The organism is Pseudomonas sp. PDM21 (assembly GCF_014852505.2).
Taxonomy (GTDB): Bacteria; Pseudomonadota; Gammaproteobacteria; order Pseudomonadales; family Pseudomonadaceae; genus Pseudomonas.
The window spans coordinates 5,921,667-5,947,753 of the sequence record NZ_CM181223.1 but is presented as its reverse complement, the minus strand read 5'-3'; the positions used below and the strand labels follow the sequence as shown (position 1 = coordinate 5,947,753).

22 protein-coding genes, 2 tRNA genes and 1 pseudogene are annotated in these 26,087 nt (G+C 65.0%); 22 read left to right on the top strand and 3 right to left on the bottom strand.

The genetic code is table 11. The annotated features are described in order from the left end of the window. Positions 1-86: 86 nt before the first annotated feature. The 14 genes and pseudogenes from IB275_RS27515 (at position 87) to IB275_RS27450 (ending at position 15,183) form a co-directional block, all read left to right on the top strand. Positions 87-1,583: an NAD(P)H-hydrate dehydratase gene (locus IB275_RS27515; protein WP_192292989.1), complete on the top strand. Its 1,497-nt coding sequence runs from the start codon at positions 87-89 to the stop codon at positions 1,581-1,583. Then, a complete protein-coding gene (gene tsaE / locus IB275_RS27510) occupies positions 1,571-2,038 on the top strand; it encodes a tRNA (adenosine(37)-N6)-threonylcarbamoyltransferase complex ATPase subunit type 1 TsaE (RefSeq protein ID WP_081515528.1) in 468 nt (155 codons plus the stop codon). Before IB275_RS27515 ends, tsaE begins: the two co-directional genes overlap by 13 nt. A 7-nt stretch (positions 2,039-2,045) precedes the next feature. Continuing rightward, positions 2,046-3,476, top strand: coding sequence for an N-acetylmuramoyl-L-alanine amidase AmiB (gene amiB, locus IB275_RS27505; RefSeq protein WP_081515529.1), 1,431 nt, complete (start codon positions 2,046-2,048; stop codon positions 3,474-3,476). Continuing rightward, complete coding sequence (mutL, locus tag IB275_RS27500; RefSeq protein WP_192292987.1) at positions 3,473-5,374, top strand: DNA mismatch repair endonuclease MutL; 1,902 nt, start codon at positions 3,473-3,475, stop codon at positions 5,372-5,374. The genes amiB and mutL overlap by 4 nt, the downstream gene beginning before the upstream one ends. 95 nt (positions 5,375-5,469) lie before the next feature. Further along, a complete protein-coding gene (gene miaA, locus IB275_RS27495) occupies positions 5,470-6,432 on the top strand; it encodes a tRNA (adenosine(37)-N6)-dimethylallyltransferase MiaA (protein WP_192292985.1) in 963 nt (320 codons plus the stop codon). Positions 6,433-6,538: 106 nt separating this feature from the next. Beyond that, a complete protein-coding gene (hfq, locus tag IB275_RS27490; protein ID WP_017520393.1) occupies positions 6,539-6,787 on the top strand; it encodes an RNA chaperone Hfq in 249 nt (82 codons plus the stop codon). Between the two features lie 12 nt (positions 6,788-6,799). Next, positions 6,800-8,101, top strand: a complete 1,302-nt coding sequence (hflX, locus tag IB275_RS27485) for a ribosome rescue GTPase HflX (RefSeq protein WP_081515532.1) — start codon at positions 6,800-6,802, stop codon at positions 8,099-8,101. Positions 8,102-8,196: 95 nt separating this feature from the next. Continuing rightward, complete coding sequence (gene hflK, locus IB275_RS27480) at positions 8,197-9,369, top strand: FtsH protease activity modulator HflK (protein WP_192292983.1); 1,173 nt, start codon at positions 8,197-8,199, stop codon at positions 9,367-9,369. After that, positions 9,369-10,238, top strand: a complete 870-nt coding sequence (gene hflC / locus IB275_RS27475) for a protease modulator HflC (RefSeq protein ID WP_081515534.1) — start codon at positions 9,369-9,371, stop codon at positions 10,236-10,238. Before hflK ends, hflC begins: the two co-directional genes overlap by 1 nt. Positions 10,239-10,345: 107 nt before the next feature. Continuing rightward, positions 10,346-10,531: a DUF2065 domain-containing protein gene (locus IB275_RS27470; RefSeq protein ID WP_037012084.1), complete on the top strand. Its 186-nt coding sequence runs from the start codon at positions 10,346-10,348 to the stop codon at positions 10,529-10,531. Positions 10,532-10,565: 34 nt separating this feature from the next. Next, positions 10,566-11,744 (top strand): ATP phosphoribosyltransferase regulatory subunit, encoded by a 1,179-nt coding sequence (locus IB275_RS27465; RefSeq protein ID WP_138214041.1) that lies wholly within the window; start codon positions 10,566-10,568, stop codon positions 11,742-11,744. A gap of 63 nt (positions 11,745-11,807) precedes the next feature. Further along, complete coding sequence (locus tag IB275_RS27460) at positions 11,808-13,103, top strand: adenylosuccinate synthase (RefSeq protein ID WP_138214042.1); 1,296 nt, start codon at positions 11,808-11,810, stop codon at positions 13,101-13,103. A 517-nt stretch (positions 13,104-13,620) separates the two neighbouring features. Beyond that, a pseudogene (locus IB275_RS27455) lies at positions 13,621-14,277 on the top strand (methyl-accepting chemotaxis protein); the annotation flags it as partial. A gap of 21 nt (positions 14,278-14,298) precedes the next feature. After that, positions 14,299-15,183 (top strand): methyl-accepting chemotaxis protein, encoded by an 885-nt coding sequence (locus tag IB275_RS27450; protein ID WP_405307448.1) that lies wholly within the window; start codon positions 14,299-14,301, stop codon positions 15,181-15,183. Between the two features lie 98 nt (positions 15,184-15,281). Here IB275_RS27450 and IB275_RS27445 read toward each other — a convergent pair. Continuing rightward, positions 15,282-15,368 (bottom strand) — tRNA-Leu (locus IB275_RS27445). Between the two features lie 146 nt (positions 15,369-15,514). After that, positions 15,515-15,601 (bottom strand) — tRNA-Leu (locus tag IB275_RS27440). A 205-nt stretch (positions 15,602-15,806) separates the two neighbouring features. On the opposite strand from IB275_RS27440, the gene rnr reads away from it, so the two are divergent. The 8 genes from rnr (at position 15,807) to alr (ending at position 24,203) form a co-directional block, all read left to right on the top strand. Beyond that, positions 15,807-18,536 (top strand): ribonuclease R, encoded by a 2,730-nt coding sequence (rnr, locus tag IB275_RS27435; protein ID WP_192292979.1) that lies wholly within the window; start codon positions 15,807-15,809, stop codon positions 18,534-18,536. Continuing rightward, positions 18,533-19,285: a 23S rRNA (guanosine(2251)-2'-O)-methyltransferase RlmB gene (gene rlmB / locus IB275_RS27430; RefSeq protein ID WP_192292977.1), complete on the top strand. Its 753-nt coding sequence runs from the start codon at positions 18,533-18,535 to the stop codon at positions 19,283-19,285. The genes rnr and rlmB overlap by 4 nt, the downstream gene beginning before the upstream one ends. Positions 19,286-19,488: 203 nt before the next feature. Continuing rightward, positions 19,489-19,905, top strand: a complete 417-nt coding sequence (gene rpsF, locus IB275_RS27425) for a 30S ribosomal protein S6 (RefSeq protein WP_015479136.1) — start codon at positions 19,489-19,491, stop codon at positions 19,903-19,905. Positions 19,906-19,934: 29 nt separating this feature from the next. Beyond that, positions 19,935-20,165: a 30S ribosomal protein S18 gene (rpsR, locus tag IB275_RS27420; RefSeq protein ID WP_003095634.1), complete on the top strand. Its 231-nt coding sequence runs from the start codon at positions 19,935-19,937 to the stop codon at positions 20,163-20,165. A 34-nt stretch (positions 20,166-20,199) separates the two neighbouring features. Next, the gene (locus IB275_RS27415; RefSeq protein WP_192292975.1) at positions 20,200-21,069 is read left to right on the top strand and encodes a hypothetical protein; all 870 of its coding nucleotides are present in this window, start codon (positions 20,200-20,202) and stop codon (positions 21,067-21,069) included. Positions 21,070-21,090: 21 nt separating this feature from the next. Continuing rightward, entirely contained in the window at positions 21,091-21,537 is a 447-nt protein-coding gene (gene rplI / locus IB275_RS27410) for a 50S ribosomal protein L9 (RefSeq protein ID WP_015479134.1), read from the top strand. Between the two features lie 126 nt (positions 21,538-21,663). Next, positions 21,664-23,058, top strand: coding sequence for a replicative DNA helicase (gene dnaB / locus IB275_RS27405; RefSeq protein WP_081515541.1), 1,395 nt, complete (start codon positions 21,664-21,666; stop codon positions 23,056-23,058). A gap of 68 nt (positions 23,059-23,126) precedes the next feature. Beyond that, entirely contained in the window at positions 23,127-24,203 is a 1,077-nt protein-coding gene (gene alr / locus IB275_RS27400; RefSeq protein WP_192292973.1) for an alanine racemase, read from the top strand. Here the strand turns inward: alr and IB275_RS27395 are convergent, their stop codons facing one another. Continuing rightward, positions 24,204-26,081, bottom strand: coding sequence for a diguanylate cyclase domain-containing protein (locus IB275_RS27395; RefSeq protein ID WP_192292971.1), 1,878 nt, complete (start codon positions 26,079-26,081; stop codon positions 24,204-24,206). It abuts the gene before it with no gap. Positions 26,082-26,087 lie beyond the last annotated feature (6 nt).

Below are 26,087 nucleotides of genomic sequence, written 5' to 3'. Positions count from 1 at the left end.
GTCCGGGTGCGTATAATTCTGCCAGACCTTGCCGGCGTCGGCCCGTCCGTACGCCAAGGCGACACATTCTGCCGCCCGGAACAGCGATGACTGCCCACGACGATCTGCCCCTGAATCTGTACAGCGCCCAGCAGGTGCGTGACCTCGACGCACGCCTGATCGCCGCCGGCACGCCCGGCTTCGAGCTGATGCGTCGCGCCGCCCATGCCGCCTGGCGCGCCCTGCGTCGCCAGTGGCCGGAGGCCGGCGAGATCACCGTGCTGGCCGGCCATGGCAACAACGCCGGCGATGGCTACCTGATCGCCGCACTGGCCCTGCGCGCCGGCTGGCGCGTGCGCGTGCTGGCGGTGGGCGATGCTTCCCGCCTGTCAGGCGATGCCGCCTCGGCCCATGGCGAAGCGCGTTCGGTCGGCGTGGATATCGAAGCCTGGACCGGCCATGCCGAGCTGCGCGGTGTGCTGGTGGACGCGCTGCTGGGCACCGGCCTGGGTGGCGAGGTGCGCGAGCCTTATGCCTCGGCCATCGCTGCGATCAACGCCAGCGGCCTGCCGGTGCTGGCTGTGGACATTCCTTCCGGTCTGAGCGCCGACACCGGGCAAGTGCTGGGTTGTGCGGTGCATGCTGGCCTGACCGTGACATTCATCGGCCTCAAGCTCGGCCTGTTTACCGGCAATGGCCCCGATCAATGCGGTGAACTGGTGTTCGACGGGCTCGATGCCGATCCTGCGCTGATTTCTGCGGATGGCGTGGCACGCCGTCTTGCTCCGGCATCGCTGGCTAGCCTGGCCGCGCGCCCGAAGGCCGCGCACAAGGGCCTGTTCGGCCATGCGCTGGTGGTCGGTGGCGATACCGGCATGGGCGGCGCCGTGCTGCTGGCCGCCGAGAGTGCGCTGCGCTGTGGCGCCGGACTGGTGTCCCTGGCGACCCGTGCCGCCCATGTGTCTGCTGTGCTGGCTCGCCGGCCTGAGCTGATGGCGCGCGGTATCTCTTCTTCTGCCGAACTGCTGCGCCTCGCCGAGCGCGCCGATGTCCTGGTGGTCGGTCCCGGCGTCGGTCGCGAAGCCTGGGGGCGTGTGCTGGTCAGCGCTGCGGCGAGCCTGGAGCGCCGGCAAGTGTGGGACGCCGATGCGCTCAATCTGCTGGCTGAAGGCCTGGTCGCACGGCCGTCCGGCGATTGGGTGATTACGCCTCATCCGGCCGAGGCGGCACGTCTGCTGGGCATTTCCACTGCCGAGGTCCAGGCTGACCGACCAAAAGCCGCGCACGCGCTGGCGCAGCGTTATCAGGCTGTGGTCGTGCTCAAGGGCGTCGGCAGTCTGGTCGCTTCCCCGGATGGCCGACTGGTGCTGTGCAATCACGGGCATCCCGCCATGGCAGGTGCCGGGCTAGGTGATGTGCTGTCCGGCATCCTCGGTGCGCTGCTGGCGCAGGGGCTGCCTGCGTTCGATGCCGCCAGCCTGGCGGTCTGGCTACATGCGCGCGCCGGCGAGTCGCTTGGCGCGCAAGGGCGCGGTCTGGCTGCCGCTGATCTGATTCCTGCCGTTCGTCAGTTGCTCGAGGAGCTGTCCCCATGCCTGAACTGAATCTGTTCGCCGACGGCGAAGAGGCCATGGTCGATCTCGGTCGCCGGATTGCCGAAGCGACCGGCGGGCACGGGGTGATCTACCTGCATGGCGACCTGGGGGCGGGCAAGACCACGCTGTCTCGCGGCATCCTGCGGGGATTGGGCCATGGCGGATCGGTAAAAAGTCCAACCTTTACCCTGGTCGAACCCTACGAAATCGGCGACTTGCGCGCCTTCCACTTCGACCTCTACCGCCTTGCCGACCCGGAGGAACTGGAGTTCCTCGGCATCCGCGACTACTTCGAAGGCGATGCCTTGTGCCTGATCGAATGGGCGGAGCGTGGCAAAGGCATTTTGCCAAAGGCCGACATGGACATTACCATTGTTCCGCATGCGGGCGGACGCATGCTGCGCCTCGACCCGCACGGAACACGGGGCGAAGCCTGGTGTGCCGCCCTGGCCACGGGAGCATAGAAAAAAGATGGGTTGGGGGTTGCGCCTTCGGGCGTTGTTTATCGGGGTGTCCGTTCTGCTGGCATTCTTTGCCGGCGAGGTTTCTGCCGCCACGCAAATCAAGAGCGTGCGCATCTGGCGCGCGCCGGACAACACACGTCTGGTGTTCGATCTGTCCGGCCCCGTGCAGCACAGTCTGTTCACCCTGAGTGCGCCCAACCGCATCGTCGTCGACATCAACGGCGCGCAGATGTCCGCCGCCCTCGACAAGCTCAAGCTGAACAACACGCCGATCACCGCGATGCGCTCTGCCCAGCGCTCGCCCACCGACCTGCGCCTGGTGCTGGACCTGAAAAATGCGGTCACGCCCAAGAGCTTCGTGTTGCCGCCGAACCAGCAGTACGGCAATCGCCTGGTCGTCGACCTGTATGACCAGGGCGCCGATATCGCCCCGGACGTCCCTGCGACCCCGACGCCCAGTGTGCCCGCCACGCCGGTCAGCCCGGCGCAGTCGGTGGCGAAGATCCCCGCGCCCAGCAGCGGCGGCAAGCGCGACGTGGTGATTGCCATCGACGCCGGCCACGGCGGCGAAGACCCCGGCGCTCTCGGCCCGAACGGCCTGCACGAGAAGAACATCACCCTGTCGATCGCCCGCGAACTGCAGCGGCAGATCAACCAGATGAAAGGCTTCCGCGCCGAACTGACGCGGACCGGCGACTACTTCATCCCGCTGCGCAATCGCACCGTGATCGCCCGCAAAAAGGGCGCGGACCTGTTCGTTTCCATCCACGCCGACGCCGCGCCCAGCCGCAGTGCCTTCGGGGCCTCGGTGTTCGCCCTGTCCGACCGAGGCGCCACCTCCGAGACCGCGCGCTGGCTGGCCGACACGGAAAACCGTTCCGACCTCATCGGCGGCGACGGCGGCGTGAACCTCGACGACAAGGACAAGATGCTCGCCGGCGTGCTGCTCGACCTGTCGATGACCGCCACCATGTCCTCCAGCCTGGATGTCGGCCATAAGGTGCTGACCAGCGTCGGTCGTGTCACTCCGCTGCACAAGCGCCGGGTGGAGCAGGCCGGCTTCATGGTGCTGAAGTCCCCGGATATCCCGTCGATCCTGGTGGAAACCGGCTTCATCTCCAACCCGAACGAATCCGCCAAGCTGGCCAGTGGTTCGCACCAGCAGGCGCTGGCGCGCTCCATCGCCGCCGGCGTGCGCCAGTACTTCGTGCAGACCCCGCCGCCGGGCACCTACATCGCCTCGCTGCGTGACGGCGGCCAGCTGGCTTCCGGCCCGCGTGAATACGTGGTGCGCAGTGGCGACAGCCTGGCGATGGTTGCCAGCCGCTTTGACGTCAGTACCGCCTCGATCCGCAGCGCCAACTCGCTCAAGAGCGACGAGCTGAAGATTGGCCAGGTGCTGAAGATTCCGGGCACCTCCCTGGCGTCGCAGCAATGAGTGACGTGCGCCGAATCCAGCTGCTCACCCCGCGGCTGGCGAACCAGATTGCTGCCGGCGAAGTGGTCGAGCGCCCCGCGTCGGTCATCAAGGAACTGCTGGAAAACTGCCTGGACGCCGGTGCCAGGCGCATCGATGTCGAGGTCGAGCAGGGTGGCGTCAAGCTGCTGCGCGTGCGCGACGATGGCAGCGGTATTCCCGCAGATGACCTGCCGTTGGCCCTGGCGCGCCACGCCACCAGCAAGATCCGTGATCTGGAAGACCTGGAGCGGGTGATGAGCCTGGGCTTCCGGGGCGAAGCGCTGGCCTCGATCAGCTCCGTCTCGCGCCTGACCCTGACTTCACGCACCGCCGATGCCGAGCAGGCCTGGCAGGTGGAGGTCGAGGGCCGCGACATGGAATCCACCGTGAAGCCGGCGGCTCACCCGGTGGGCACCAGCATCGAAGTGCGCGACCTGTTCTTCAACACCCCGGCGCGACGCAAGTTCCTGCGCGCCGAGAAGACCGAATTCGATCACCTGCAGGAAGTCATCAAGCGCCTGGCCCTCGCGCGCTTCGACGTGGCTTTCCATTTGCGCCACAACGGCAAGACCATCCTTTCTCTGCACGAGGCCAAGGACGAAGCGTCCCGCGCCCGCCGCGTGGGTGCCGTTTGTAGCACCGGGTTCCTCGAGCAGGCACTGCCTATCGAAGTGGAGCGCAACGGCCTGCACCTGTGGGGCTGGGTCGGCCTGCCGACCTTCTCCCGCAGCCAGCCGGACCTGCAGTACTTCTACGTGAACGGTCGCATGGTGCGCGACAAGCTGGTTGCCCACGCTGTGCGCCAGGCTTACCGCGACGTGCTGTACAACGGCCGTCATCCGACCTTCGTGCTGTTCTTCGAGGTCGACCCGTCGGTGGTGGACGTCAACGTCCACCCGACCAAGCATGAAGTGCGTTTCCGCGACAGCCGCATGGTTCACGACTTCCTCTACGGCACCCTGCATCGGGCGCTGGCGGAAGTGCGTCCGGACGACCAGCTGGCACCACCGGGAGCGACCACCCTGACCGTGCCGCGCCCGACCGGCGCGGAAGCCGGCGAATTCGGCCCGCAGGGTGAGATGCGCCTGTCCGAGACCGTTCTGGAGGCCCCGGCCGCCGCGCGTACTTGGCAGCCGAGCCCGGCTTCCGGCGGTTCCAGTGGAGGTGGCTACAGTTACCAGCCGAATCGCCCGGAAATGCCACCAATTCAGGAGGCGCAGGGCGCCTACAAGGCCTATTTCGCCCCGCTGCCCGACCAGACGCCACAGGCTCTGCCGGAAAGCAGCCAGGACGTGCCTCCGCTGGGTTATGCCCTGGCGCAGCTCAAGGGCATCTACATCCTCTCGGAGAACGCCCACGGCCTGGTTCTGGTGGATATGCACGCCGCCCACGAGCGCATCATGTACGAGCGCCTGAAGACCGCCATGGCCAGCGAAGGCTTGCGTGGCCAGCCGCTGCTGGTGCCCGAATCCATCGCTGTCAGCGAGCGCGAGGCGGATTGCGCGGAAGAACACGGGGCCTGGTTCTCCAGGCTCGGCTTCGAACTGCAGCGCCTTGGCCCGGAAACCCTGGCGATCCGTCAGATTCCGGCGCTGCTCAAGCAGGCCGAGGCCACCCAGCTGGTGCGCGACGTGCTCGCCGACCTGCTGGAGTACGGCACCAGCGACCGCATCCAGGCGCACCTCAACGAGCTACTCGGCACCATGGCCTGCCACGGCGCCGTGCGCGCCAACCGCCGGTTGACTCTGCCGGAGATGAACGGCCTCCTGCGCGACATGGAAGTGACGGAGCGCAGCGGTCAGTGCAACCACGGCCGACCGACCTGGACTCAGCTGGGACTCGACGAACTGGACAAGCTGTTCCTGCGGGGACGTTGATTTTCGTAAGCTTGCGTTCAGGAAAGTGCAGTAAACTGCACGCCAATCGATTCAGCAGCTCGCAATAATCCGCAGTCCGTATTAACGAGTCCCCGATGTCCCTGCCTCCCGCGATATTCCTCATGGGCCCCACCGCCGCCGGCAAGACCGATCTGGCACTGGAGCTGGCGCGTCTGCTGCCGGTGGAACTGGTCAGCGTGGATTCCGCGCTGATCTATCGCGGCATGAATATCGGCACCGCCAAGCCGCCGCGCGAGGTGCTGGAGGAATTCCCGCACCGCCTGATCGACATCCGTGACCCCAGCGAGGCCTATTCGGCGGCGGAATTCCGTGCCGATGCGCTGGCGGCCATGGCCGAGATCACCGCGGCCGGGAAGATCCCACTGCTGGTCGGCGGCACCATGTTGTATTTCAAGGCGTTGCTGGAAGGCCTGGCCGATATGCCCGGCGCCGACGCTGCCGTGCGTGCCGAACTGGAAACCTGGGCCGCCGCCGAAGGCTGGGGCGCCCTGCATGAAGAGCTGGTGCGCATTGACCCGGAGTCGGCTGCGCGCATCCACCCCAATGACCCTCAACGGCTTGTCCGGGCCCTCGAGGTGTACCGCGTGAGCGGTATGTCCATGACTGCACACCGCCTTCGCCAAGCGAGTGAAAATGCGGGTCTTGGCGCGCAAGGCGGTGGACAATTACCGTATACTGTGGCTCATCTGGCGATCGCGCCTCTGCAGCGCCAGGTGTTGCACGAGCGTATTGCGCAACGTTTTGACCAGATGCTGGAACAGGGCTTCATCGCCGAGGTCGAACGCCTTCGCGCAAGGAATGACTTGCACGTGGGGCTGCCGTCCATAAGAGCGGTGGGTTACCGACAGGTATGGGATTACCTCGAGGGCAAACTGTCCTACGCTGAGATGGTGGAGCGCGGCGTCATCGCCACGCGGCAGCTGGCCAAGCGCCAGTTCACCTGGCTCCGCAGCTGGAGCGATCTACACTGGTTGGACAGTCAGGCAAGCGACAATTTGCCGCGTGCCTTGAAATACTTTGAGGCGGTCTCCATATAGGTTCGAGACCTTAATTCCGGCCGTCTATCCTTGGGGTTCAGGACGGCGTTAAGCCAAATTCGACTACTACTAAATCAGTTTTTTACCCTTACAAGGAGTGCGGCATATGTCAAAAGGGCATTCGCTACAAGACCCTTACCTCAATACCCTGCGCAAAGAACGCGTTCCGGTTTCCATCTACCTCGTCAACGGCATCAAGCTGCAGGGTCAGATCGAATCCTTCGACCAGTTCGTCATCCTGCTGAAGAACACTGTCAGCCAGATGGTCTACAAGCACGCTATTTCCACCGTGGTCCCCAGCCGCCCCGTGCGCCTGCCCACCGGTGATCAACCGGCCGAGCCGGGCAACGTTTGACGGGAGTCCGCCTTGTTCTTTGAGCGCCCGGGTGGTGGGGAACGGGCCATTCTGGTCCATCTGGAAGGTCAGGACCCCGAGGCGCGCGAAGACCCGCAGGAATTCCAGGAGCTGGCCCGTTCGGCAGGCGCGGAAGCGGTTGCTTTCGTCAGCATTTCGCGCCATCAGCCCTCAGCCAAGTACCTGATCGGCAGCGGCAAGGTCGAAGAGTTGCACGACCTCGTCCATGCCGAGAAGGTCGAGCTGATCATCTTCAATCACACCCTCACGCCGAGCCAGGAGCGCAACCTCGAGCGAGCGCTCGAATGCCGCGTGCTCGACCGTACGGGTCTGATCCTCGATATCTTCGCCCAGCGCGCCCGTACCCACGAGGGCAAGCTGCAGGTGGAGCTTGCCCAGCTGGAACACATGAGCACGCGTCTGGTACGCGGCTGGACTCACCTTGAGCGCCAGAAAGGCGGTATCGGCCTGCGTGGCCCGGGTGAAACCCAGCTGGAAACCGACCGCCGCCTGCTGCGTGGGCGCATCCGCCAGATCAAGTCACGCCTGGAGAAGGTCCGCAGCCAGCGCGAGCAGGCTCGCCGTGGCCGTCGCCGCGCGGAGATTCCGGCGGTATCCCTGGTGGGCTACACCAACGCCGGCAAGTCCACGCTGTTCAATGCGCTGACCACTTCCGAGGTCTATGCGGCCGACCAGTTGTTCGCCACCCTCGACCCGACCCTGCGCCGCCTGGAGCTGGACGACGTCGGTCCGATCGTGCTGGCTGACACTGTGGGCTTCATTCGCCACCTGCCTCACAAGCTGGTGGAGGCGTTTCGGGCTACCTTGGAAGAATCCAGCAACTCCGATCTGCTGCTGCATGTGATCGACTCCCACGAGCCGGATCGCGATGCACAGATCGAACAGGTGCTGGCGGTGCTGAAGGAAATCGGCGCGAACGAGTTGCCGATGCTCGAGGTGTACAACAAGATCGACCTGCTGCCGGACTTGCAGCCGATGATCCAGCGCGACGAGCTGGGCAAGCCGGTCCGCGTCTGGCTGTCGGCGCGGGAATCGCGCGGGCTGGAGTTGCTGGAGCAGGCGATCTCCGAGCTGCTGGGGGAGGACATGTTCGTTGGAACGCTCTGCCTGCCACAGCGGCTGGGACGACTTCGGGCTCAGTTCTTCGAGCTGGGTGCGGTACAGTCGGAGAATCACGACGAACAAGGACGCGCCGTTTTGCAGGTCCGCCTGCCGCGTGTCGAGTTGAACCGCATGGTGAGCCGCGAAGGCTGGCAGCCGGCGGAGTTCATTGCGCAACACACTTTGCAATAAAGCCCGGCACACTGTTTTTGGCAGCGTAAGGGGCATTCGGTAGCATAGGTGGGCGCGCCGTAGGCGCGTTTTCGCGTTATCAGATGGAGAGCGCTATGGCTTGGAATGAGCCGGGTGACAACTCGAACAAGAACGACCAGGACCCCTGGGGTGGACGCCGTGGTGGTGGTCGCCAGGGCCCGCCTGATCTGGATGAGGCCTTCCGCAAGCTGCAAGACAGCCTGAACGGAATTTTCGGCAAACCCAAGCGCGGCAGTGGTTCGGGCGGTGGCGGCAGTGGCCGGGGCGGTAGCCTCGGTCTGTTCGGTATCGGCCTGGCGATCCTTGCGGTGCTGTGGCTGTACAACGCCATCTACGTCGTGGATGAGCAGGAGCAGGCGGTGATCCTGCGCTTCGGTCAGTACCACGAGACCGTGGGCCCCGGCCTGAATATCTACTTCCCGCCGATCGACAAGAAGTTCCAGGAGAACGTCACCCGCGAGCGTGCCTACAGCAAGCAGGGTCAGATGCTCACCGAGGACGAGAACATCGTCGAGGTTCCGCTGACCGTGCAGTACAAGGTCAGCAACCTGAAGGACTTCGTGCTCAACGTCGACCAGCCGGAAGTGAGCCTGCAGCACGCCACCGAAAGCGCCCTGCGCCACGTGGCCGGCTCCACGACCATGGACAAGATCCTCACCGAGGGCCGTGAACAGATGGCCACCGAGGTGCGTGATCGCCTGCAGCGTTTCCTCGATACCTACAAGACCGGTATCACGGTGACCCAGGTGAACATTCAGAGCGCCGCCGCGCCGCGTGAAGTACAGGAAGCGTTCGACGACGTGATCCGTGCCCGCGAGGACGAGCAGCGTGAGAAGAATCAGGCCGAAGCCTACGCCAACGGCGTGGTGCCTGAGGCCCGTGGCCAGGCCCAGCGCATCATCGAGGAAGCCAACGGCTACCGCGATGAAGTGGTCTCCCGCGCCCAGGGTGAGGCGGATCGCTTCGCCAAGCTGGCCGGCGAGTATCACAAGGCTCCGGACGTCACCCGTCAGCGCCTGTATCTGGACACCATGCAGGACGTCCTGAGTCAGACCAGCAAGGTGCTGGTGACCGGCCAGCAGGGTCAGAACAACCTGATCTACCTGCCGCTGGACAAGATGATGGATGGCCGTGGTTCGGCAGCTCCGAGCTCCACGCCGAGCACGAGCAGCAGCACGCCGGATATCGGTTCGCGGGTCGCCAACGATCTGCAGCAGCGTGACACGCGTACCCGGGAGAGCCGCTGATGAGTAACAAGTCCCTGATCGCCCTCATCGCGGGTGTGGTGGTTGCTGTTGCCGTCTGGAGCAGCGTCTACGTGGTGCAGCAGACCGAGCGCGCCGTCATGCTGCGTTTCGGTCGCGTGGTCGAGCCGGACGTGAAGCCCGGCCTGCACTTCAAGATTCCGTACGTCAACACGGTGCGCAAGTTCGACGGCCGCCTGCTGACCCTGGATTCGCCGACCCAGCGCTTCCTGACGCTGGAGAAGAAAGCGGTGATGGTCGACGCCTACGCCAAGTGGCGCGTCTCCGATGCCGAGCGCTTCTACACCGCGACTTCGGGTATGAAGCAGATCGCCGACGAGCGTCTGTCCCGTCGTCTGGAAGCCGGTCTGCGTGACCAGTTCGGCAAGCGCACCCTGCACGAAGTGGTATCGGGTGAGCGTGATGCGCTGATGGGCGATATCACGGCCTCGCTGAACCGCATGGCGCAGAAGGAGCTGGGCATCGAGGTGGTCGATGTTCGCGTCAAGGCCATCGACCTGCCCAAGGAAGTGAACCGCAGCGTGTTCGAGCGCATGAGCACCGAGCGTGAGCGCGAAGCCCGTGAGCACCGCGCCAAGGGTCGCGAGCTGGCCGAAGGTATCCGTGCGGATGCCGACCGTCAGCGTCGTGTGCTGCTGGCCGAGGCTTATCGCGAGTCGGAAGAGACCCGCGGCGACGGCGATGCGAAGGCAGCGGCGATCTATGCCAAGGCCTACACTGCCGATCCGGAGTTCTACGCCTTCACTCGCAGCCTCAAGGCTTACCGCGAGAGCTTTGCCGACAAGAAGGACGTGCTGGTGCTCGATCCGAGCAACGAGTTCTTCCGCTATCTGGAAAAAGCTAAACCGTAAGTCAAAGTCTCCGGCGGGCGGCAGCGCCCGCCGGAGAAATCGTGTTATCATGGGTCAGCCGGGAAATCCCGGCTTTTTTGCGTCCGCGAGAATGATGTACGAGAGCCATGTGGCAGGAATTCGGCAAGGCGTTCTGTCTGTTGCTGGTGCTGGAAGGCATCCTTCCATTCCTGTATCCGCGTGGTTGGCGCGACGCCGTGAGCGGGCTCGGGCGCCTTGGCGACCGCAGTCTGAGACTCATCGGGCTGGGCAGCATGCTGCTCGGCACCGTCCTTCTTTACTGCATTCATTGAAGTGCCGCCCGGCCTAAAAAAGGAGAGAGGCGACATGGCAACGGTAGACCGCTGGCTGCTGCCAGATGGAATCGAAGAAGTGCTGCCACCGGAGGCGGCCCGCGTTGAAGCAGCCCGCCGTCAGGTGCTGGACCTGTTCCAGCGCTGGGGTTACGAGTTCGTCGTCACTCCGCATATCGAATACCTGGAATCCCTGCTGACCGGTGCCGGCCAGGATCTGGACCTGCGTACCTTCAAGGTTACCGATCCGGCTTCCGGCCGCCTGATGGGCTTCCGTGCGGACATCACGCCGCAAGTGGCGCGCATGGACGCCCATAGTCTGCGTCGCGAAGGCCCGAACCGACTGTGCTACGCCGGCAGCGTGCTGCATGCCCGTCCGCGTGCGCTGGCCACTTCGCGCAGCCCGATCCAGCTGGGCGCCGAGCTTTACGGCAACACCGGCTCGGCCGGTGACGTCGAAGTCATCAGCCTGCTGCTCGACATGCTCGAGATGGCCCAGGTGCCGGACGTGCACATGGATCTCGGTCATGTCGGCATCTACCGCGGCCTGGCCCAGGCTGCCGGGTTGTCTGGCGAAGTCGAGCAGCTGCTGTTCGACGCCCTGCAGCGCAAGGCCGTGGACGAAGTCGCGGCGCTGACCGAAGGCCTGCCGAGCGAACTCGCCGGCATGCTCCGTGCGCTCGCCGAGCTGTGCGGCAGTCGTGAGGTGCTGGAGCAGGCGCGTGAAGTGCTCGCTGGTGCTCCGGCCAACGTCCAGGCGGCGCTGGCTGATCTCACCGCCATCGCCGACTCGCTGGCGGCGCGCTTCCCGCAACTGCCGTTGTACTTCGACCTCGGCGAGCTGCGTGGCTATCACTATCACACGGGCGTGGTGTTTGCCGCGTTCGTGCCTGGGGTTGGCGAGTCCATCGCCCAAGGCGGCCGTTACGACGACATTGGTGCCGATTTCGGCCGTGCGCGTCCGGCCACCGGTTTCTCTACCGACCTCAAGACCCTGGTCACTCTCGGCCGCGCCCAGCTCGACGAGCCGCGCACCGGAGTCTGGGCGCCGGCCGATGGGGCTGGCTTGTGGCAGGCGGTGCAGCAGTTGCGCCGTCAGGGCGTGCGCGTGGTACAGGCGCTGCCCGGGCAGGATGCGGCTTCGGCTTCCGAAGCGGGCTGCGACCAGCAACTGCTGGTTCGCGATGGCAATTGGCAGGTGGCCGCGCTCTGAGGCGCGCCACTTCGAGTTTCCGCCGGCCGCGGCCGGCACCGAACTTCCAAGGGGACAAGAGTTATGGGTAAGAATGTCGTAGTCCTGGGCACCCAGTGGGGTGATGAGGGCAAAGGCAAGATCGTCGACCTGCTGACCGACCAGGCTGCTGCCGTGGTGCGTTACCAGGGCGGCCACAACGCTGGTCATACCCTGGTGGTCGCTGGCGAGAAGACCGTACTGCACCTGATTCCGTCGGGCATCCTGCGCGAAGGCGTGCAGTGCCTGATCGGTAATGGCGTGGTGCTGGCACCCGACGCGCTGATGCGCGAGATCGCCAAGCTGGAAGAAAAGGGCGTACCGGTGCGCGAGCGCCTGCGCATCAGCCCGTCCTGCCCGCTGATCCTGTCCTTCCACGTGGCCCTGGACCAGGCTCGCGAGAAGGCCCGTGGCGACGCGAAGATCGGCACCACCGGTCGCGGCATCGGCCCGGCTTACGAAGACAAAGTGGCCCGTCGCGGCCTGCGCGTGGGCGACCTGTTCCACCGCGAGCGTTTCGCTGCCAAGCTGGGTGAGGTTCTGGACTACCACAACTTCGTCCTGCAGCACTATTACAAGGAGCCGGCCGTCGACTTCCAGAAGACTCTGGACGAGTGCATGGCCTACGCCGAAGAGCTGAAGCCGCTGATGGCCGACGTGACCTCGACCCTGCACGACCTGCGCCGCGCCAACGAGAACATCATGTTCGAAGGCGCCCAGGGCTCGCTGCTGGACATCGACCACGGCACCTACCCCTTCGTCACCAGTTCCAACACCACCGCTGGCGGCACCGCCACCGGTTCGGGCTTCGGTCCGCTGTACCTGGACTACATCCTGGGTATCACCAAGGCCTACACCACCCGTGTGGGTTCCGGCCCATTCCCGACCGAGCTGTTCGATGACATTGGCGCGCGCCTGGCCAAGGTCGGTCACGAGTTCGGTGCCACCACCGGCCGTGCCCGTCGTTGCGGCTGGTTCGATGCCGTCATCCTGCGTCGCGCCATCGAGATCAACAGCCTGTCCGGCCTGTGCCTGACCAAGCTGGACGTCCTCGACGGCCTGGAAACAGTGCGCATCTGCACCGGCTACAAGAACGCCGCCGGCGAGCTGCTGACCGACGCGCCGACCGACGCCGACAGCTACATCGGCCTGCAGCCGATCTACGAAGACCTGCCGGGCTGGAGCGAATCCACCGTGGGTGTTCAGACCCTGGAAGGCCTGCCGGCCAATGCGCGTGCTTACATCAAGCGCATCGAGGAGCTGGTCGGTGCGCCCATCGACATCATCTCCACCGGCCCGGACCGCGCCGAGACTATCGTCCTGCGCCATCCGTTCGGCTGATCCCCAGCTGCACACTGCAACGGGTCGCTCATGCGGCCCGTTGTCGTTTCCGGGGTTTGGTTTTTCGCAGCGGCACGCGCTTTGCTGGTGAAACGGATTGGCGCCTTTCGCGCCAGACATCCGTTACGTCCGGAGGAAGTCCGCCGTGTCCGCCGTCCTGTCTTTATTGCGCAGCCGCCTGCTGCGCCCCGCTTTCATCGCCCTGGGAGTCGCGCTGCTGGTGCAGCTGGCGATTGCCCTCTGGCTTACCCGTAGCACCGTCGATGGTCTGGTCAGCGGCCTGGGGGCGCACCTGGGTAACGAATCGCAACGCCTGGCCGGCGAGCTGGAGCAGGCCGGCAAGGAAGTGACTTCCGGGCTGAACGATCTTTCCGTGCGCACTCGCGAGCGTCTGGGCTCTGCGCTCTCGGCGCGGCTGGAGGAAGAACAGGGCCAGTTGCGTGAGGGGCTGGAGCAGAACCTGCGCCAGTCCGCCACGGAATTGGCGCAGCTGCTCGCCGCCGTGGCGCCCAAGGCCATGTGGGACAACGACGTGCCGGTGCTCTCCGACTATGCTCGGCGCGCCCAGGCCAACCCCAATGTGCTCTTTGTGGTCTACGACGATCCGCAGGGCCAGCACCTGACCCGCTACCTCAATCGAGAGGATGCGCGGGTGCAGGCGCTGCTGGAGAAGGGCAAGGGCGAGCGCGCCCTGGACAAGGTGCTGGAGGCGGCGAGTCATGACAGCTCGGTGTTTCTCGTCGAGGCGCCGATCAGTCCCAATGGCGTAATTATCGGTACGGTGCGTCTGGGCGTTTCCACTGATGCCATCGAGAAGCAGATCGCCGCACTGGACCAGCGCTTCTCCGCCCTGGTCGCCAGTGGCGATCAGCTCGTGGGCGACAGCCTTGCAGGTGCTGCGGCGGACAGCGCCAGTGCACTTACCGCACGCCTGCAATCGGCGAAGCAGGCGGCGGACGGCATGAGTCAGGGGGCGAAGGCTTCCATCGAAGAGGCGGCGGGAACGCTGCGCTGGCGCATCGGTATGGGGCTGCTGCTGGTAGGGCTTGGTGTATTGCTCTGCCTGGCTGTCGTGCTCGGTCGGCGTGTGGTGAATCGCCTGCGCCTGCTGATCGATGCGCTGAATGATCTGGCGGCCGGGGAGGGCGACCTGACTCGGCGCGTGCGCCTGGATAGCCGTGATGAGCTGGGTGAGATGGCGACGGCGGTGAACCGCTTCGTCGACAAGCTCCAGCCCATCGTGCGCGAGGCGGGGCAGGTTGCGCAGCAGACCGGCAGTGAAATCGCCGCGCTGGCCAGTCGCAGCGCCAGTGCCGAGGCGGCGGCGGACCGGCAGCGCAATGAGGTGGCCGGTAGCCTGGAGGCGCTCTCGGGCATGGCGGCGGAGGCGGAAATGGAGAGCCGCTCCATGCAGGCGGCGTTGGCGCGGATCGGCGAGATCCGCAAGGCGGCGCAGGACAATGCGGCCATCGCCCGTAAAGTGGGGGGGCTGATCGAGACCCTGGAATCCCGCGTGCAGAATGGCGCCGGCGTAATCGAGCGCCTGGCGCGGCAGAGCGAGCAGATCGAAGTAGTGCTCTCGGTAATCCATGGCATCGCCGAGCAGACGAATCTTTTGGCGCTGAACGCGGCCATCGAGGCGGCGCGCGCGGGTGAGAGTGGTCGCGGGTTCGCCGTGGTGGCGGACGAGGTGCGTGCGCTGGCGAGCAAGACCCAGCAATCCACGGGTGATATCCAGTCGCACATTGGAGCGTTGCAGGAGGGTGCGCGCGAGGCGGTGTCCGCTATCGGGCAGGCCCGCGAGCAGGCGGTGCAGGGTTTGGCCGCGCTGCAGGATAGCGAACGCCTGCAGCGCGAAGTGCAGAGCGCGGTGGAGGAGGTGCACGGCGCCATCGAGGCCGCGACCCATTCGGCGCAACAGCAGGCGGCCGGCGCCGCGGCGGTGCGTGGGCGGGTCGAGGTGATCCATGCTGAAGCGAGTCGCGCGGCGGAAGCGGTGAGTGCGACGGCCAGCAGTGGGCGAGTGCTCGATGGGCTGGCGGGTCAGTTGCGTGCCAGTCTGGGGCAGTTCAAGGCTTGAGGTCGGTAGACCTCGCCGGGCGTTCGCGCCTGGCGAGGTAAAAGACGGAAAGCCGAAAACAAAAAAGCCGAGCTATGCTCGGCTTTTTTGTTTGAAGATGGTGCCCAGGAGAAGACTCGAACTTCCACGGTGTTGCCACCGCTAGGACCTGAACCTAGTGCGTCTACCAATTCCGCCACCTGGGCATGCTTTTCAGCATGGGGTGCGATGATCGCTCATCGTCTTGCGGTGATGCAACCCTTGGTTGCATCTGGCGGTCTATTGTTCGGTTATCAGGGTTCCGAACCCGCCTGATAAAGCCTGTCAGAGACTGACTTTATCCTTGAATAAGTGGTGCCCAGGAGAAGACTCGAACTTCCACGGTGTTGCCACCGCTAGGACCTGAACCTAGTGCGTCTACCAATTCCGCCACCTGGGCACTGGAGTCGATGATTACTCATCGTTTCCGTGTTACAACATCTGTCTGACGCTGTGGGCGCGAACTATACGGAGAGCGTTTTCGCTTGTAAACCCCTGATGCGATAAAAAATTTATTCTTGCCCGAAGCTGACCGACGGGCGGGTTTCGCGCTTCAATAAGCACATGGCGATCCATATCCCTATATATAAGGTGACCGCACTTTAATGGCCGATTGGCAAAACCTCGATCCCGAGGCCGCCCGCGAGGCGGAAAAATACGACAACCCCATCCCCAGCCGTGAACTCATCCTGGCGCACCTCGCCGAGCGCGGCGCCCCCGCGACGCGGTCCCAGTTGATGGACGAGCTCGGCCTCTCCGGCGAAGAGCCCGAAGAAGCACTGCGCCGCCGGTTGCGCGCCATGGAGCGCGACGGCCAGCTTATCTATACCCGCCGTGGCGCCTATGCCCCGGTGGACAAGCTCGACCTGATCCTTGGCCGCATCGCCGGCCACCGCGACGGCTTCGGCTTCCTGATCCCCGATGACGGCAGCGACGACCTGTTCCTCAGCCCGACGCAGATGCGCCTGGTGTTCGACGGCGACCGCGCCCTGGCGCGCGTGTCGGGCTTCGACCGCCGTGGTCGCCGCGAAGGCGCGATAGTAGAAGTGGTCGAGCGCGCCCACGAGACCATCGTTGGTCGCTACTTCGACGAGAGCGGCATCGGCACGGTCGTGGCGGACAACCCGAAGATCCAGCAGGAAGTGCTGATCCCGCCGGGCAAGGCTGGCAAGGCCAAGCACAACCAGTTCGTCCAGGTGCGCATCGACGTGTGGCCGAGCGTGCATCGCCAGGCCCAGGGTGAAGTGGTGGAAGTGCTCGGCGACTACATGGCGCCGGGCATGGAAATCGAAGTCGCCCTGCGCAGCTACGACATTCCCCATACCTGGCCCGAGGCCGTGGAGAAGGAAGCCGCCAAGCTCAAGCCCGAAGTGCTGGAGAAGGACAAGGAAAAGCGCGTCGACCTGCGCGCCCTGCCTTTCGTCACCATCGACGGCGAGGACGCCCGCGACTTCGACGACGCGGTCTACGCCGAGAAGCGCAAGGGTGGCGGCTGGAAGCTGTTCGTCGCCATCGCCGACGTCTCTCATTATGTGAAGGTCGGTTCGGCCCTGGATGAAGAGGCGGCCAAGCGCGGCAACTCGGTGTACTTCCCCGAGCGCGTGATCCCGATGCTGCCGGAGATTCTTTCCAACGGCCTGTGCTCCCTGAATCCGCTGGTCGATCGCCTGGCCATGGTCTGCGAGATGAACCTCTCCAAGGCCGGCAAGATGACCGATTACCAGTTCTACGAGGCGGTCATCCATTCCCATGCGCGCCTGACCTACACCAAGGTCAGCCAGTACCTGGAAACTCCCGACAGCCCCGAAGGCCAGCGCCTGAAGGAACAGCTGCCGGCGGTGGTGCCACACCTCAATACCCTTTATGACCTGTACAAGGTCCTCGTCGGCGCGCGCCACGTGCGTGGCGCGATCGATTTCGAGACCCAGGAAACCCGCATCGTCTTCGGCGCGGACCGCAAGATCTCGGAAATCCGCCCGACCCAGCGCAACGATGCGCACAAGCTGATCGAGGAATGCATGCTGGCGGCCAACGTCGCCACCGCCAAGTTCCTCGAGAAGCACGCCATCCCGGCGCTGTACCGCGTTCACGACGGCCCGCCGCAGGAAAAGCTGAACAACCTGCGCCAGTTCCTCGGCGAACTGGGCCTGACGCTCTATCGCGGCAAGGGCGACCCGACCCCGGCGGACTACCAGAAGCTGCTGGAGTCCATCCAGGGCCGCCCGGACCTGCAACTGATCCAGACCGTGATGCTGCGCTCCCTGAGCCAGGCGGTGTACAGCCCCGAGAACGCCGGCCACTTCGGCCTGAACTACGAGGCCTACACCCACTTCACCTCGCCGATCCGCCGTTACCCGGACCTGCTGACCCACCGCGCCATCCGTGGCCTGATCCGCTCCAAGGCGGCATCCGAGCACGTGCAGCGCGTTGGCGCTGCCAGCATGCCGAAAGCGCGCATCTATCCGTACGACGAAGCCCGTCTGGCCCAGTTGGGCGAGCAGTGTTCGTTGACCGAGCGCCGCGCCGACGAGGCGACCCGTGACGTCACCAACTGGCTGAAGTGCGAGTTCATGCGCGAGCGCGTGGGCGAGACCTTCCCCGGCGTGATCACTGCGGTGACTGGCTTCGGCATCTTCGTCGAGCTGAGCGACATCTATGTGGAAGGCCTGGTGCATGTCACTGCACTGCCCGGCGACTACTACCACTTCGATGCCGTGCATCATCGCCTGAGTGGCGAGCGCACCGGCCGCAGCTTCCGTCTTGGCGATACCGTCGAGGTAGTCGTAGCGCGCGTCGACCTGGACGAGCGCAAGATCGACTTCGAACTCTCCGACAACGTGCTCAGCGCACCCATCGGCCGCAAGAAGCGTGACGAGAAGGCCGAACCGGCCGCCAAGGGTAAAGCGGCCAAGGGCCGGGCGCCCAAGGCTGTGGCGGCGAAAGACAAACCGGCGCGGGCTCCGCGTGCGGTGGCGGACGATCCGTACCTCGCGCCGGATGTTGCCGTGCAGCCGCGCAAGCGCAAGGTCGGCGTGGTCCAGGCGCTGCCGTCGGTAGCCCCTGAAATGCTCGCCAAGGCCGACGAAATGCTCGGCAATACCGATGTGCGCAAGAGTCGCGAAGTGAAGAAGGCGCTGCTCGAAGAGGCCAAGGTTGGCGGCAACAAGCCGGCGGCCGGTAAAGGCAAGGGTGCCCCCGCTGCGGGCAAGCCGCGCAATCCTTCGAAACAGAAAGCCCGGTCCGCCAAGTCCTCCAAGCACCGCAAGGGCTCTGCTGCGCCCAAGGCGGGAGCCACTGGCGGCGCGCCGGCCAGCAAGCGTAAGGCGAAGAAATGAGTCAATGGGAACAGGTCTACGGAGTCCATGCCGTAGAAGCGCTGCTGCGCCATCATCCGAAACGGGTCAAGCAGCTGTGGCTGGCCGAAGGCCGTCAGGACCCACGCGTCCAGGCGCTGGTCGAGCTGGCCGGGCAGGCGCGCGTGCCGGTGGGCACGCGCGACCGCAAGGAGCTGGATGAGTGGGCTGAGGGCGTGCACCAGGGCGTGGTCGCCGAGGTCAGCCCGAGCCAGGTGTGGGGCGAGAACATGCTGGAGGAGCTGCTGGAGCGCTCCGCCGGCCCGGCGCTGCTACTGGTGCTGGATGGCGTGACCGATCCGCACAACCTTGGCGCCTGCCTGCGCACCGCCGATGCGGCGGGTGCGCTGGCGGTGATCGTGCCGAAGGACAAGTCCGCCACCCTCAACGCCACCGTGCGTAAAGTGGCCTGCGGCGCCGCCGAAGTCATCCCGCTGGTGGCCGTGACCAACCTCGCGCGCACCCTGGAGAAGCTCCAGCAGCGTGGCCTGTGGATCGTCGGCACTGCCGGCGAGGCGACCCAGATGCTCTATGAACTCGACCTCACCGGGCCGACCGTGCTGGTGGTGGGCGCCGAGGGCAAGGGCATGCGCCGTCTGACCCGCGATCACTGTGACTACCTGGCCAAGCTGCCGATGCAGGGCAGCGTCAGCAGCCTGAACGTCTCGGTGGCTACCGGTGTGTGCCTGTTCGAGATCGTCCGCCAGCGCCAGCTCAAGACAGGCGCCTGACGTCCCCACGCGAGGCGGCCCCTGCCGCCTCGCGCTGTTCAAAGTTTCACCAGTTTTCCTTGCGCCCCCCGGCGCGCTTCTCTAGAATGTCGGCCCTTGTCGTCCGGGCAGGCGTTCGCGCGTGCTTCCGAGCGACAAGGAAAAAATCATTCACTCCTTGTCTGACCGCTTTGTCGGCAGGCTGCAATCCGTAAGGAGCATTTATGCGTCATTACGAAATCGTGTTCCTGGTTCACCCGGACCAGAGCGAACAAGTCGGTGGCATGGTCGAGCGTTACACCAAAGCCATCGAAGAAGACGGCGGCAAAGTCCACCGTCTGGAAGACTGGGGCCGTCGTCAGCTGGCTTACGCCATCAACAACGTGCACAAGGCTCACTACGTTCTGATGAACGTCGAGTGCACCGCCAAGGCCCTGGCAGAAATGGAAGACAACTTCCGTTACAACGACGCCGTGATCCGTAACATGGTCATCCGTCGCGACGAAGCCGTTACCGGCCAGTCCGAAATGCTGAAGGCCGAAGAGAGCCGCAACGAGCGCCGCGAGCGCCGTGAGCGTCCCGAATCGAACGAGGGCGAGTCCGCTGACGGCGAAGATAGCCGCGACAGCGCTGACGAGTAATCCCGGACCAGTATTGAGGAGCCACACACATGGCACGTTTCTTCCGTCGTCGTAAGTTCTGCCGTTTCACCGCTGAAGGCGTGAAAGAGATCGATTACAAGGATCTCAACACCCTGAAGGCCTACGTTTCCGAAACCGGCAAGATCGTTCCGAGCCGTATCACCGGCACCAAGGCCAAGTACCAGCGTCAGCTGGCGACCGCTATCAAGCGCGCCCGCTACCTGGCCCTGCTTCCCTACACCGACAGCCACGGCCGTTGATCGGGCAGTCGACTGGAATTGATGGATAGATCGCATGCGCGCATTGGCTGAATTTGTCATGCGAGGCCGCATGCAGGCGACCCTGGTGGTCGTCGCAGCCGCGGTACTGCAGCCTTTGTTCTGGCTCGGTGCCGCAGCAGGCAGTCTGGTGCTGTTGCGCCGTGGTCCCAGCGATGCCTTTGGCATCCTGGCCTGGGCGCTGCTTCCGGCACTGGCCTGGTGGTACCTGGGTGACCCCAGCGTGAGTCTGGTTCTGGTGGGTAGTGCCGTGCTGGCGCAGGTTCTGCGCAGCAAGGTGTCCTGGAATCAGGTGATGCTGGCGAGCGTTGTGCTCGGTGCGGTGTTCGTGCTGCTGCTCAGCACGGTGTCGGCCGGGTTGGTCGAAGGTCTGGCCGATGCATTCGGCAAGGCCCTGCCGCAGGTTCTGGCCGAAGCCAAGCTTTCGCCGGAACAGATGGCCGCCCTGCAGGCGGAGATGGTCCCGACCATCACCGGCCTGATGGCAGCCTCGCTGCAGACGATCAGCCTGTTGTGCCTGATGCTGGCGCGTTATTGGCAAGCAGTACTGTTCAACCCGGAAGGGTTTGGCCGCGAGTTCCGCGCACTGCGCTTGTCGCCGGGCACGGCTTTGGCGCTGCTGGTCGGCGTTGTGGCTCTGCCCTTCGCAGGTCCCGCGGCCACCATGCTGGCGCCGCTGTGCATGATCCCGCTGCTGTTCGCCGGGATCGCACTGGGGCACGGCCTGGCCGCGCTGAAGAAGCTTCCGGGCTTCTGGCTGGCACCGCTGTACCTGCTGGTATTCGTACTGGGCAATGTGATCTGTCTTGTCGCCGTAGTCGACAGTCTGTTTGATTTTCGCGGTCGCCTGGCCAAGCGCCAGAAAGCTGCGAACGGTGAAGGTTAAAAGTTAAGAGGTAAGACTCAAATGGAAGTCATCCTGCTGGAAAAGATCGCCAAACTGGGCAACCTGGGCGACAAGCTGAACGTAAAGGGCGGTTACGCTCGTAACTACCTGCTGCCGCAGGGCAAAGCCACCGCTGCCACCGCTGCCAACGTCGCTGCTTTCGAAGAGCGCCGTGCAGAGCTGGAAAAAGCCGCTGCTGAGAAAAAAGCTGCTGCTGAAGCTCGTGCTGCCCAACTGGCCGAACTGATCGTGACCATCGGCGCCCACGCTGGCGACGAAGGCAAGCTGTTCGGTTCGATCGGCACCCGCGACATCGCCGACGCCGTTTCGGCTGCCGGCTACCCGCTGGAAAAGAGCGAAGTTCGCCTGCCCGACGGCGCCCTGCGCGCTGTAGGCGAATACAACATCGAAGTGCAACTGCACATGGATGTTGATGCAACCCTGCACGTGGTTGTAGTCGCCGAGTAAGCGATCCGTCGCTAGGACGATTCACACGGCTTGCCTGGGTGAATCAGTCCAATAACAATGGGCACGGTACCGATCCTCGGTCCGTGCCCTTTGTTTTTCCGCCGTTTCACACAACACGAAGAGCCCATGAACGACATCACCATCCCCGAGCAATACGACCTGCAGACCGCTTCCCTCAAGGTGCCGCCGCACTCGATCGAAGCCGAACAGGCGGTGCTGGGTGGCCTGATGCTCGACAACAATGCATGGGAGCGCGTCTCCGACGCCGTGTCCGATGGCGACTTCTACCGCCATGACCATCGCCTGATCTTCCGCGCCGTCTACAAGCTCGCCGAAGCCAACCAGCCGATCGACGTGGTGACCCTGTCCGAGATGCTCGAGCGCGAAGGGCAGCTGTCCCAGGTGGGCGGCCTCGCGTACCTCGCCGAGCTTGCGAAGAACACGCCCTCGGTAGCGAACATCAAGGCCTACGCGAACATCATCCGCGAGCGCGCCACGTTGCGGCAGCTGATCGGCATCAGCAGCGATATCGCCGACAGTGCCTTCAACCCCGAGGGGCGCAGCGCCAACGAAGTGCTCGACGAAGCCGAGCGGCGGATCTTCGAGATCGCCGAAGCGCGCCCCAAGACCGGCGGCCCGGTGGGCATCGGCGACATCCTGGTCAAGACCATCGACCGCATCGACCACCTGTTCAACACCTCGGATGCGCTGACCGGCATCACCACCGGCTTCACCGACCTCGACGAGAAGACCAGCGGCCTGCAGCCGTCCGACCTGATCATCGTTGCCGGCCGTCCGTCGATGGGCAAGACCACCTTCGCCATGAACCTGGTGGAGAACGCCCTGATGCGCAGCGACAAGGCGATCCTGGTGTACTCCCTGGAGATGCCCTCCGATTCCATCGTGATGCGTATGCTCGCCTCGCTCGGCCGCATCGACCAGACCAAGGTGCGTACCGGCAAGCTGGACGACGAGGATTGGCCGCGCCTGACCTCGGCGGTGAACCTGCTCAGCGACCGCAAGCTGTTCATCGATGACACCGCCGGCATCTCGCCCTCGGAAATGCGTGCGCGTACCCGCCGCCTCTCCCGCGAGCACGGCGAGATCGGCATGATCATGGTCGACTACCTGCAGTTGATGCAGATCCCCGGTTCCGCCGGCGACAACCGGACCAACGAGATCTCCGAGATTTCCCGCTCGCTCAAGGCACTGGCAAAGGAATTCAACTGCCCCGTGGTGGCACTTTCCCAGCTCAACCGCTCGCTGGAACAGCGCCCCAACAAACGTCCGGTGAACTCCGACCTGCGTGAATCCGGAGCGATCGAGCAGGACGCCGACGTGATCATGTTCGTCTACCGCGACGAGGTGTATCACCCCGAGACCGAGTTCAAGGGCGTCGCCGAGATCATCCTCGGCAAGCAGCGTAACGGCCCCATCGGCACCGTGCGGGTGGCCTTCCTCGGCCGCTATAGCCGCTTCGAGAACCTCGCCCCCGGCATGTACAACTTCGAAGACGAGTAACGATGCCGCATTCCGCGTGACCGACGGGCGCCTTAAGATAGGCGCCCGTTTTCATTGCAGAGACAGCCATGCGCCCGCTCGTCGCCCACGTCGATCTAGCCGCCATTCGCCACAACTACGCCGTCGCCAAGCGCTGCGCGCCTGGGCGTGAAGCCTTCGCGGTGGTCAAGGCGAACGCATACGGGCATGGCGCACGGGAGGTGGTGAGCGTGCTGCACGATGAGGCTGACGGTTTTGCGGTGGCCTGCCTGGAGGAGGCTGCAGAGGTGCGCGCGCTGCACGCCGGCGCCCGCATCCTGTTGCTGGAGGGCTGCTTCGAGCCGTCGGAATACCTGATCGCCGCCCAGCTACGCCTGGACGTCGCGGTGCAAGGCCCCGAGCAGGCCCAGGCGCTGCTCGCTGCGCAGTTGCCCAGCGCGCTGAATGTGTGGATGAAGCTGGATACCGGCATGCACCGCCTGGGCTTCTCGCCCGAAGCGCTGCGTGACTGGCAGCCGCGCCTGCGCCAGGCGCCGCAGGTGGCCGAGCTGAACCTGATGAGCCACTTCGCCAACGCCGACCTGCGCGGCGACGAGCTGACCGAAGACCAGGTGGCCTGCTTCCTCAGTGTGCTGGACCTGGATTTCGACCTGCGCTCGCTGGCCAACTCCGCCGCGGTGCTGACCATTCCCGCCGCGCACATGGATTGGATTCGCCCCGGCATCATGCTCTACGGTGCCACGCCCTTTGCCGATATCGGCGCTGCCGAGCTGGGCCTGCGCCCGGCCATGAGTCTCGAAGCGCAGCTGATTGCGGTGCGCGAGGTAGCGGTCGGTGAGAGTGTTGGTTACGGAGCGACCTGGGTGGCCGAGCGGCCTTCGCGCATCGGCACCGTGAGCTGCGGGTATGCCGATGGTTATCCGCGCCACGCGCCGAGTGGCACGCCGGTGCTGGTGGATGGCCAGCGCACGGTACTGGCTGGGCGCGTGTCCATGGACATGCTGGCGGTGGACCTGACCGACCTGCCCAATGCCGCCGTGGGCGATCGCGTCGAGCTGTGGGGCGCCAACCTGCCTGTGGATGAAGTGGCGGCCCATGCCGGGACCATCGGTTACGAGCTGCTGACCAAGGTCACTGCTCGCGTGCCGCGCCGCTACCGCAACTGATCAGGCGCGGTCTTCGCTCTCCAGCCATTCTTTTTCCGGCCAGAGCTCGTTGGTCTCGCCGGCGGCTTCGCAGGCCATGGCGTAGGCTGCCCGGCCATTGCCCTTCACTTCGTAGAGTGCCTGGTCGGCGGCCTTGTAGAGCTTGCTGAATTGCATCGCATGGCTGGGGTAGATGGCCACGCCGATGCTCGGCGTGACGCGCAATTCCAGCGTTTCGAACCTCACCGGGCGTGACAGTTCGTTGAGGATGCGGCAGGCGATCTCCTTGGCGTGGCCCTCGGCATCCGGGCCGGAGATCAGCGCTGCGAACTCGTCACCGCCCAGGCGCGCCACGCAGTCGCTGCCGCGCACACATTGACGAAGGCGATTGCCGACGTTCTGCAGCATGAAGTCGCCGGCGTCGTGGCCGTGACTGTCGTTGATCGGCTTGAAGTGGTCGAGGTCGATCAGCATCAGCGCCAGCGTCTCGCCGTTCTGTTGCGCATTGGCCAGAGCGTGCTCGGCGTGTTCCACCAGGTAGCGGCGGTTCGGCAGGCCGGTCAGCGGGTCGTAGTGCGCGGCGTGCTGCAGCTGCACTTCACGCTCGCGCAGTAACTGGTTGCTCTGGGTGAGTTCGGCGGTGCGCTCGGCCACGGCGGTCGCCAGGTCCTGCTGGGCGCTCTGCATCAGCGTCAGGCGCGCGCTTTTCTCGCGGTCGGCCTGTTCCAGGGCCTGGGCGCGCTCGCGCTTGAGACCCTGGATGCGCGAGGTGAGGGCGAAGGAGAACAGCACCGACTCCATGGCCACGGCAATGGGGAAGATGTACGAGGTCAGCGGCGAGGGCTGCACCACGCCGGTGGCGCGCATCACCGAAATGCTCACGCTGGTCAGCACCAGGCCGAAGCCCAGCAGGTAGAGAAAGGCTGGGAACGACCCCTGGCGCCAGCGCACCAGAGCGCCGCCGAGCGCCGCCGGTACGCCGATCAGGGTGATCGCCACCAGCATCCAGCCCGCCACGCCACGCAGGTGCAGCGCGCCGAGGACGATGGTCAGCACATACAGCGCGCAGTTCAGGTTCAGCAGCCAGTGCGACCAGAGCACATGGCGGCGGGTCTGCAGCAGGGTGATGGTGAAGCGATGCACGCACAGGCCCCAGAGCGAGGGCAGGGTGATGCGGTCCAGCCACCAGGGCACCGGATGGTCCGGCCAGAAGTACTCGAAGCCGTGGCCGCTCATCCCCAGGCTGAACAGCAGTGCGCTGGCGGTGGTCAGCACATACCAGAAGTACGCCGGGTCGCGCAGGGTCAGCAGGATGAACAGGTTGTACAGCAGCAGCGCGGCGATCAGGCCATAGATGAAGCCGAGGAACAGGCTGGTATCGGCGCGATGGTCCTGCAGGTCGTCCAGCGACCAGATGCGCAGCGGAAAGGAGTTGCCGGCCGGGTCGTAGACGCGGGCATAGATGCGCACCGGGCCGCTACCTTCGGGCAGGTGGAAGACCGGGCGGCGGTAGTCGCGGTCGCGTCCCTGGGCGAAGGGCACGGCCTCGCCGGACAGCGTTTCCCGGTAGACACCCCGTTCGTCGGGTACGTAGAGACGAAAATCCTTGAGGTTGACCGCGTCCACTTCCAGCCACCAGCCACCCTGCGGGGTGGTGCGGCGGTCGAGGTCCAGGCGCAGCCACCAGCCGTCGGGGCTCTGGCCGACACTGGTGCGGCCGTTGGCAGGCACGAAGTCGCGGCTGGCCTGCACGGCTTCCAGCGACAGCGGGCCTTCACGCTCCTGCAGCAGTTCGAGATGATCGTTGAGCCAGGCGCCGCTGGCCTTGTCGTCCAGTTCGAAGGCTAGCGCCGTGTGGCAGAACAGCAGGGTAAGCAACAGCACGAAGGCACGACGCACGACAGG

Bases quoted from the DNA above. Each gene is read 5' to 3' on its own strand.
- rnr (WP_192292979.1), top strand. From the start codon at position 15,807: ATGGCCGATTGGCAAAACCTCGATCCCGAGGCCGCCCGCGAGGCGGAA.
- hflK (WP_192292983.1), top strand. From the start codon at position 8,197: ATGGCTTGGAATGAGCCGGGTGACAACTCGAACAAGAACGACCAGGAC.
- rlmB (WP_192292977.1), top strand. From the start codon at position 18,533: ATGAGTCAATGGGAACAGGTCTACGGAGTCCATGCCGTAGAAGCGCTG.
- IB275_RS27415 (WP_192292975.1), top strand. From the start codon at position 20,200: ATGCGCGCATTGGCTGAATTTGTCATGCGAGGCCGCATGCAGGCGACC.
- rplI (WP_015479134.1), top strand. From the start codon at position 21,091: ATGGAAGTCATCCTGCTGGAAAAGATCGCCAAACTGGGCAACCTGGGC.
- IB275_RS27465 (WP_138214041.1), top strand. From the start codon at position 10,566: ATGGCAACGGTAGACCGCTGGCTGCTGCCAGATGGAATCGAAGAAGTG.
- IB275_RS27470 (WP_037012084.1), top strand. From the start codon at position 10,346: ATGTGGCAGGAATTCGGCAAGGCGTTCTGTCTGTTGCTGGTGCTGGAA.
- tsaE (WP_081515528.1), top strand. From the start codon at position 1,571: ATGCCTGAACTGAATCTGTTCGCCGACGGCGAAGAGGCCATGGTCGAT.
- rpsR (WP_003095634.1), top strand. From the start codon at position 19,935: ATGGCACGTTTCTTCCGTCGTCGTAAGTTCTGCCGTTTCACCGCTGAA.
- hflC (WP_081515534.1), top strand. From the start codon at position 9,369: ATGAGTAACAAGTCCCTGATCGCCCTCATCGCGGGTGTGGTGGTTGCT.
- alr (WP_192292973.1), top strand. From the start codon at position 23,127: ATGCGCCCGCTCGTCGCCCACGTCGATCTAGCCGCCATTCGCCACAAC.
- IB275_RS27460 (WP_138214042.1), top strand. From the start codon at position 11,808: ATGGGTAAGAATGTCGTAGTCCTGGGCACCCAGTGGGGTGATGAGGGC.
- mutL (WP_192292987.1), top strand. From the start codon at position 3,473: ATGAGTGACGTGCGCCGAATCCAGCTGCTCACCCCGCGGCTGGCGAAC.
- IB275_RS27450 (WP_405307448.1), top strand. From the start codon at position 14,299: ATGGCGACGGCGGTGAACCGCTTCGTCGACAAGCTCCAGCCCATCGTG.
- dnaB (WP_081515541.1), top strand. From the start codon at position 21,664: ATGAACGACATCACCATCCCCGAGCAATACGACCTGCAGACCGCTTCC.
- hfq (WP_017520393.1), top strand. From the start codon at position 6,539: ATGTCAAAAGGGCATTCGCTACAAGACCCTTACCTCAATACCCTGCGC.
- IB275_RS27515 (WP_192292989.1), top strand. From the start codon at position 87: ATGACTGCCCACGACGATCTGCCCCTGAATCTGTACAGCGCCCAGCAG.
- amiB (WP_081515529.1), top strand. From the start codon at position 2,046: ATGGGTTGGGGGTTGCGCCTTCGGGCGTTGTTTATCGGGGTGTCCGTT.
- miaA (WP_192292985.1), top strand. From the start codon at position 5,470: ATGTCCCTGCCTCCCGCGATATTCCTCATGGGCCCCACCGCCGCCGGC.
- rpsF (WP_015479136.1), top strand. From the start codon at position 19,489: ATGCGTCATTACGAAATCGTGTTCCTGGTTCACCCGGACCAGAGCGAA.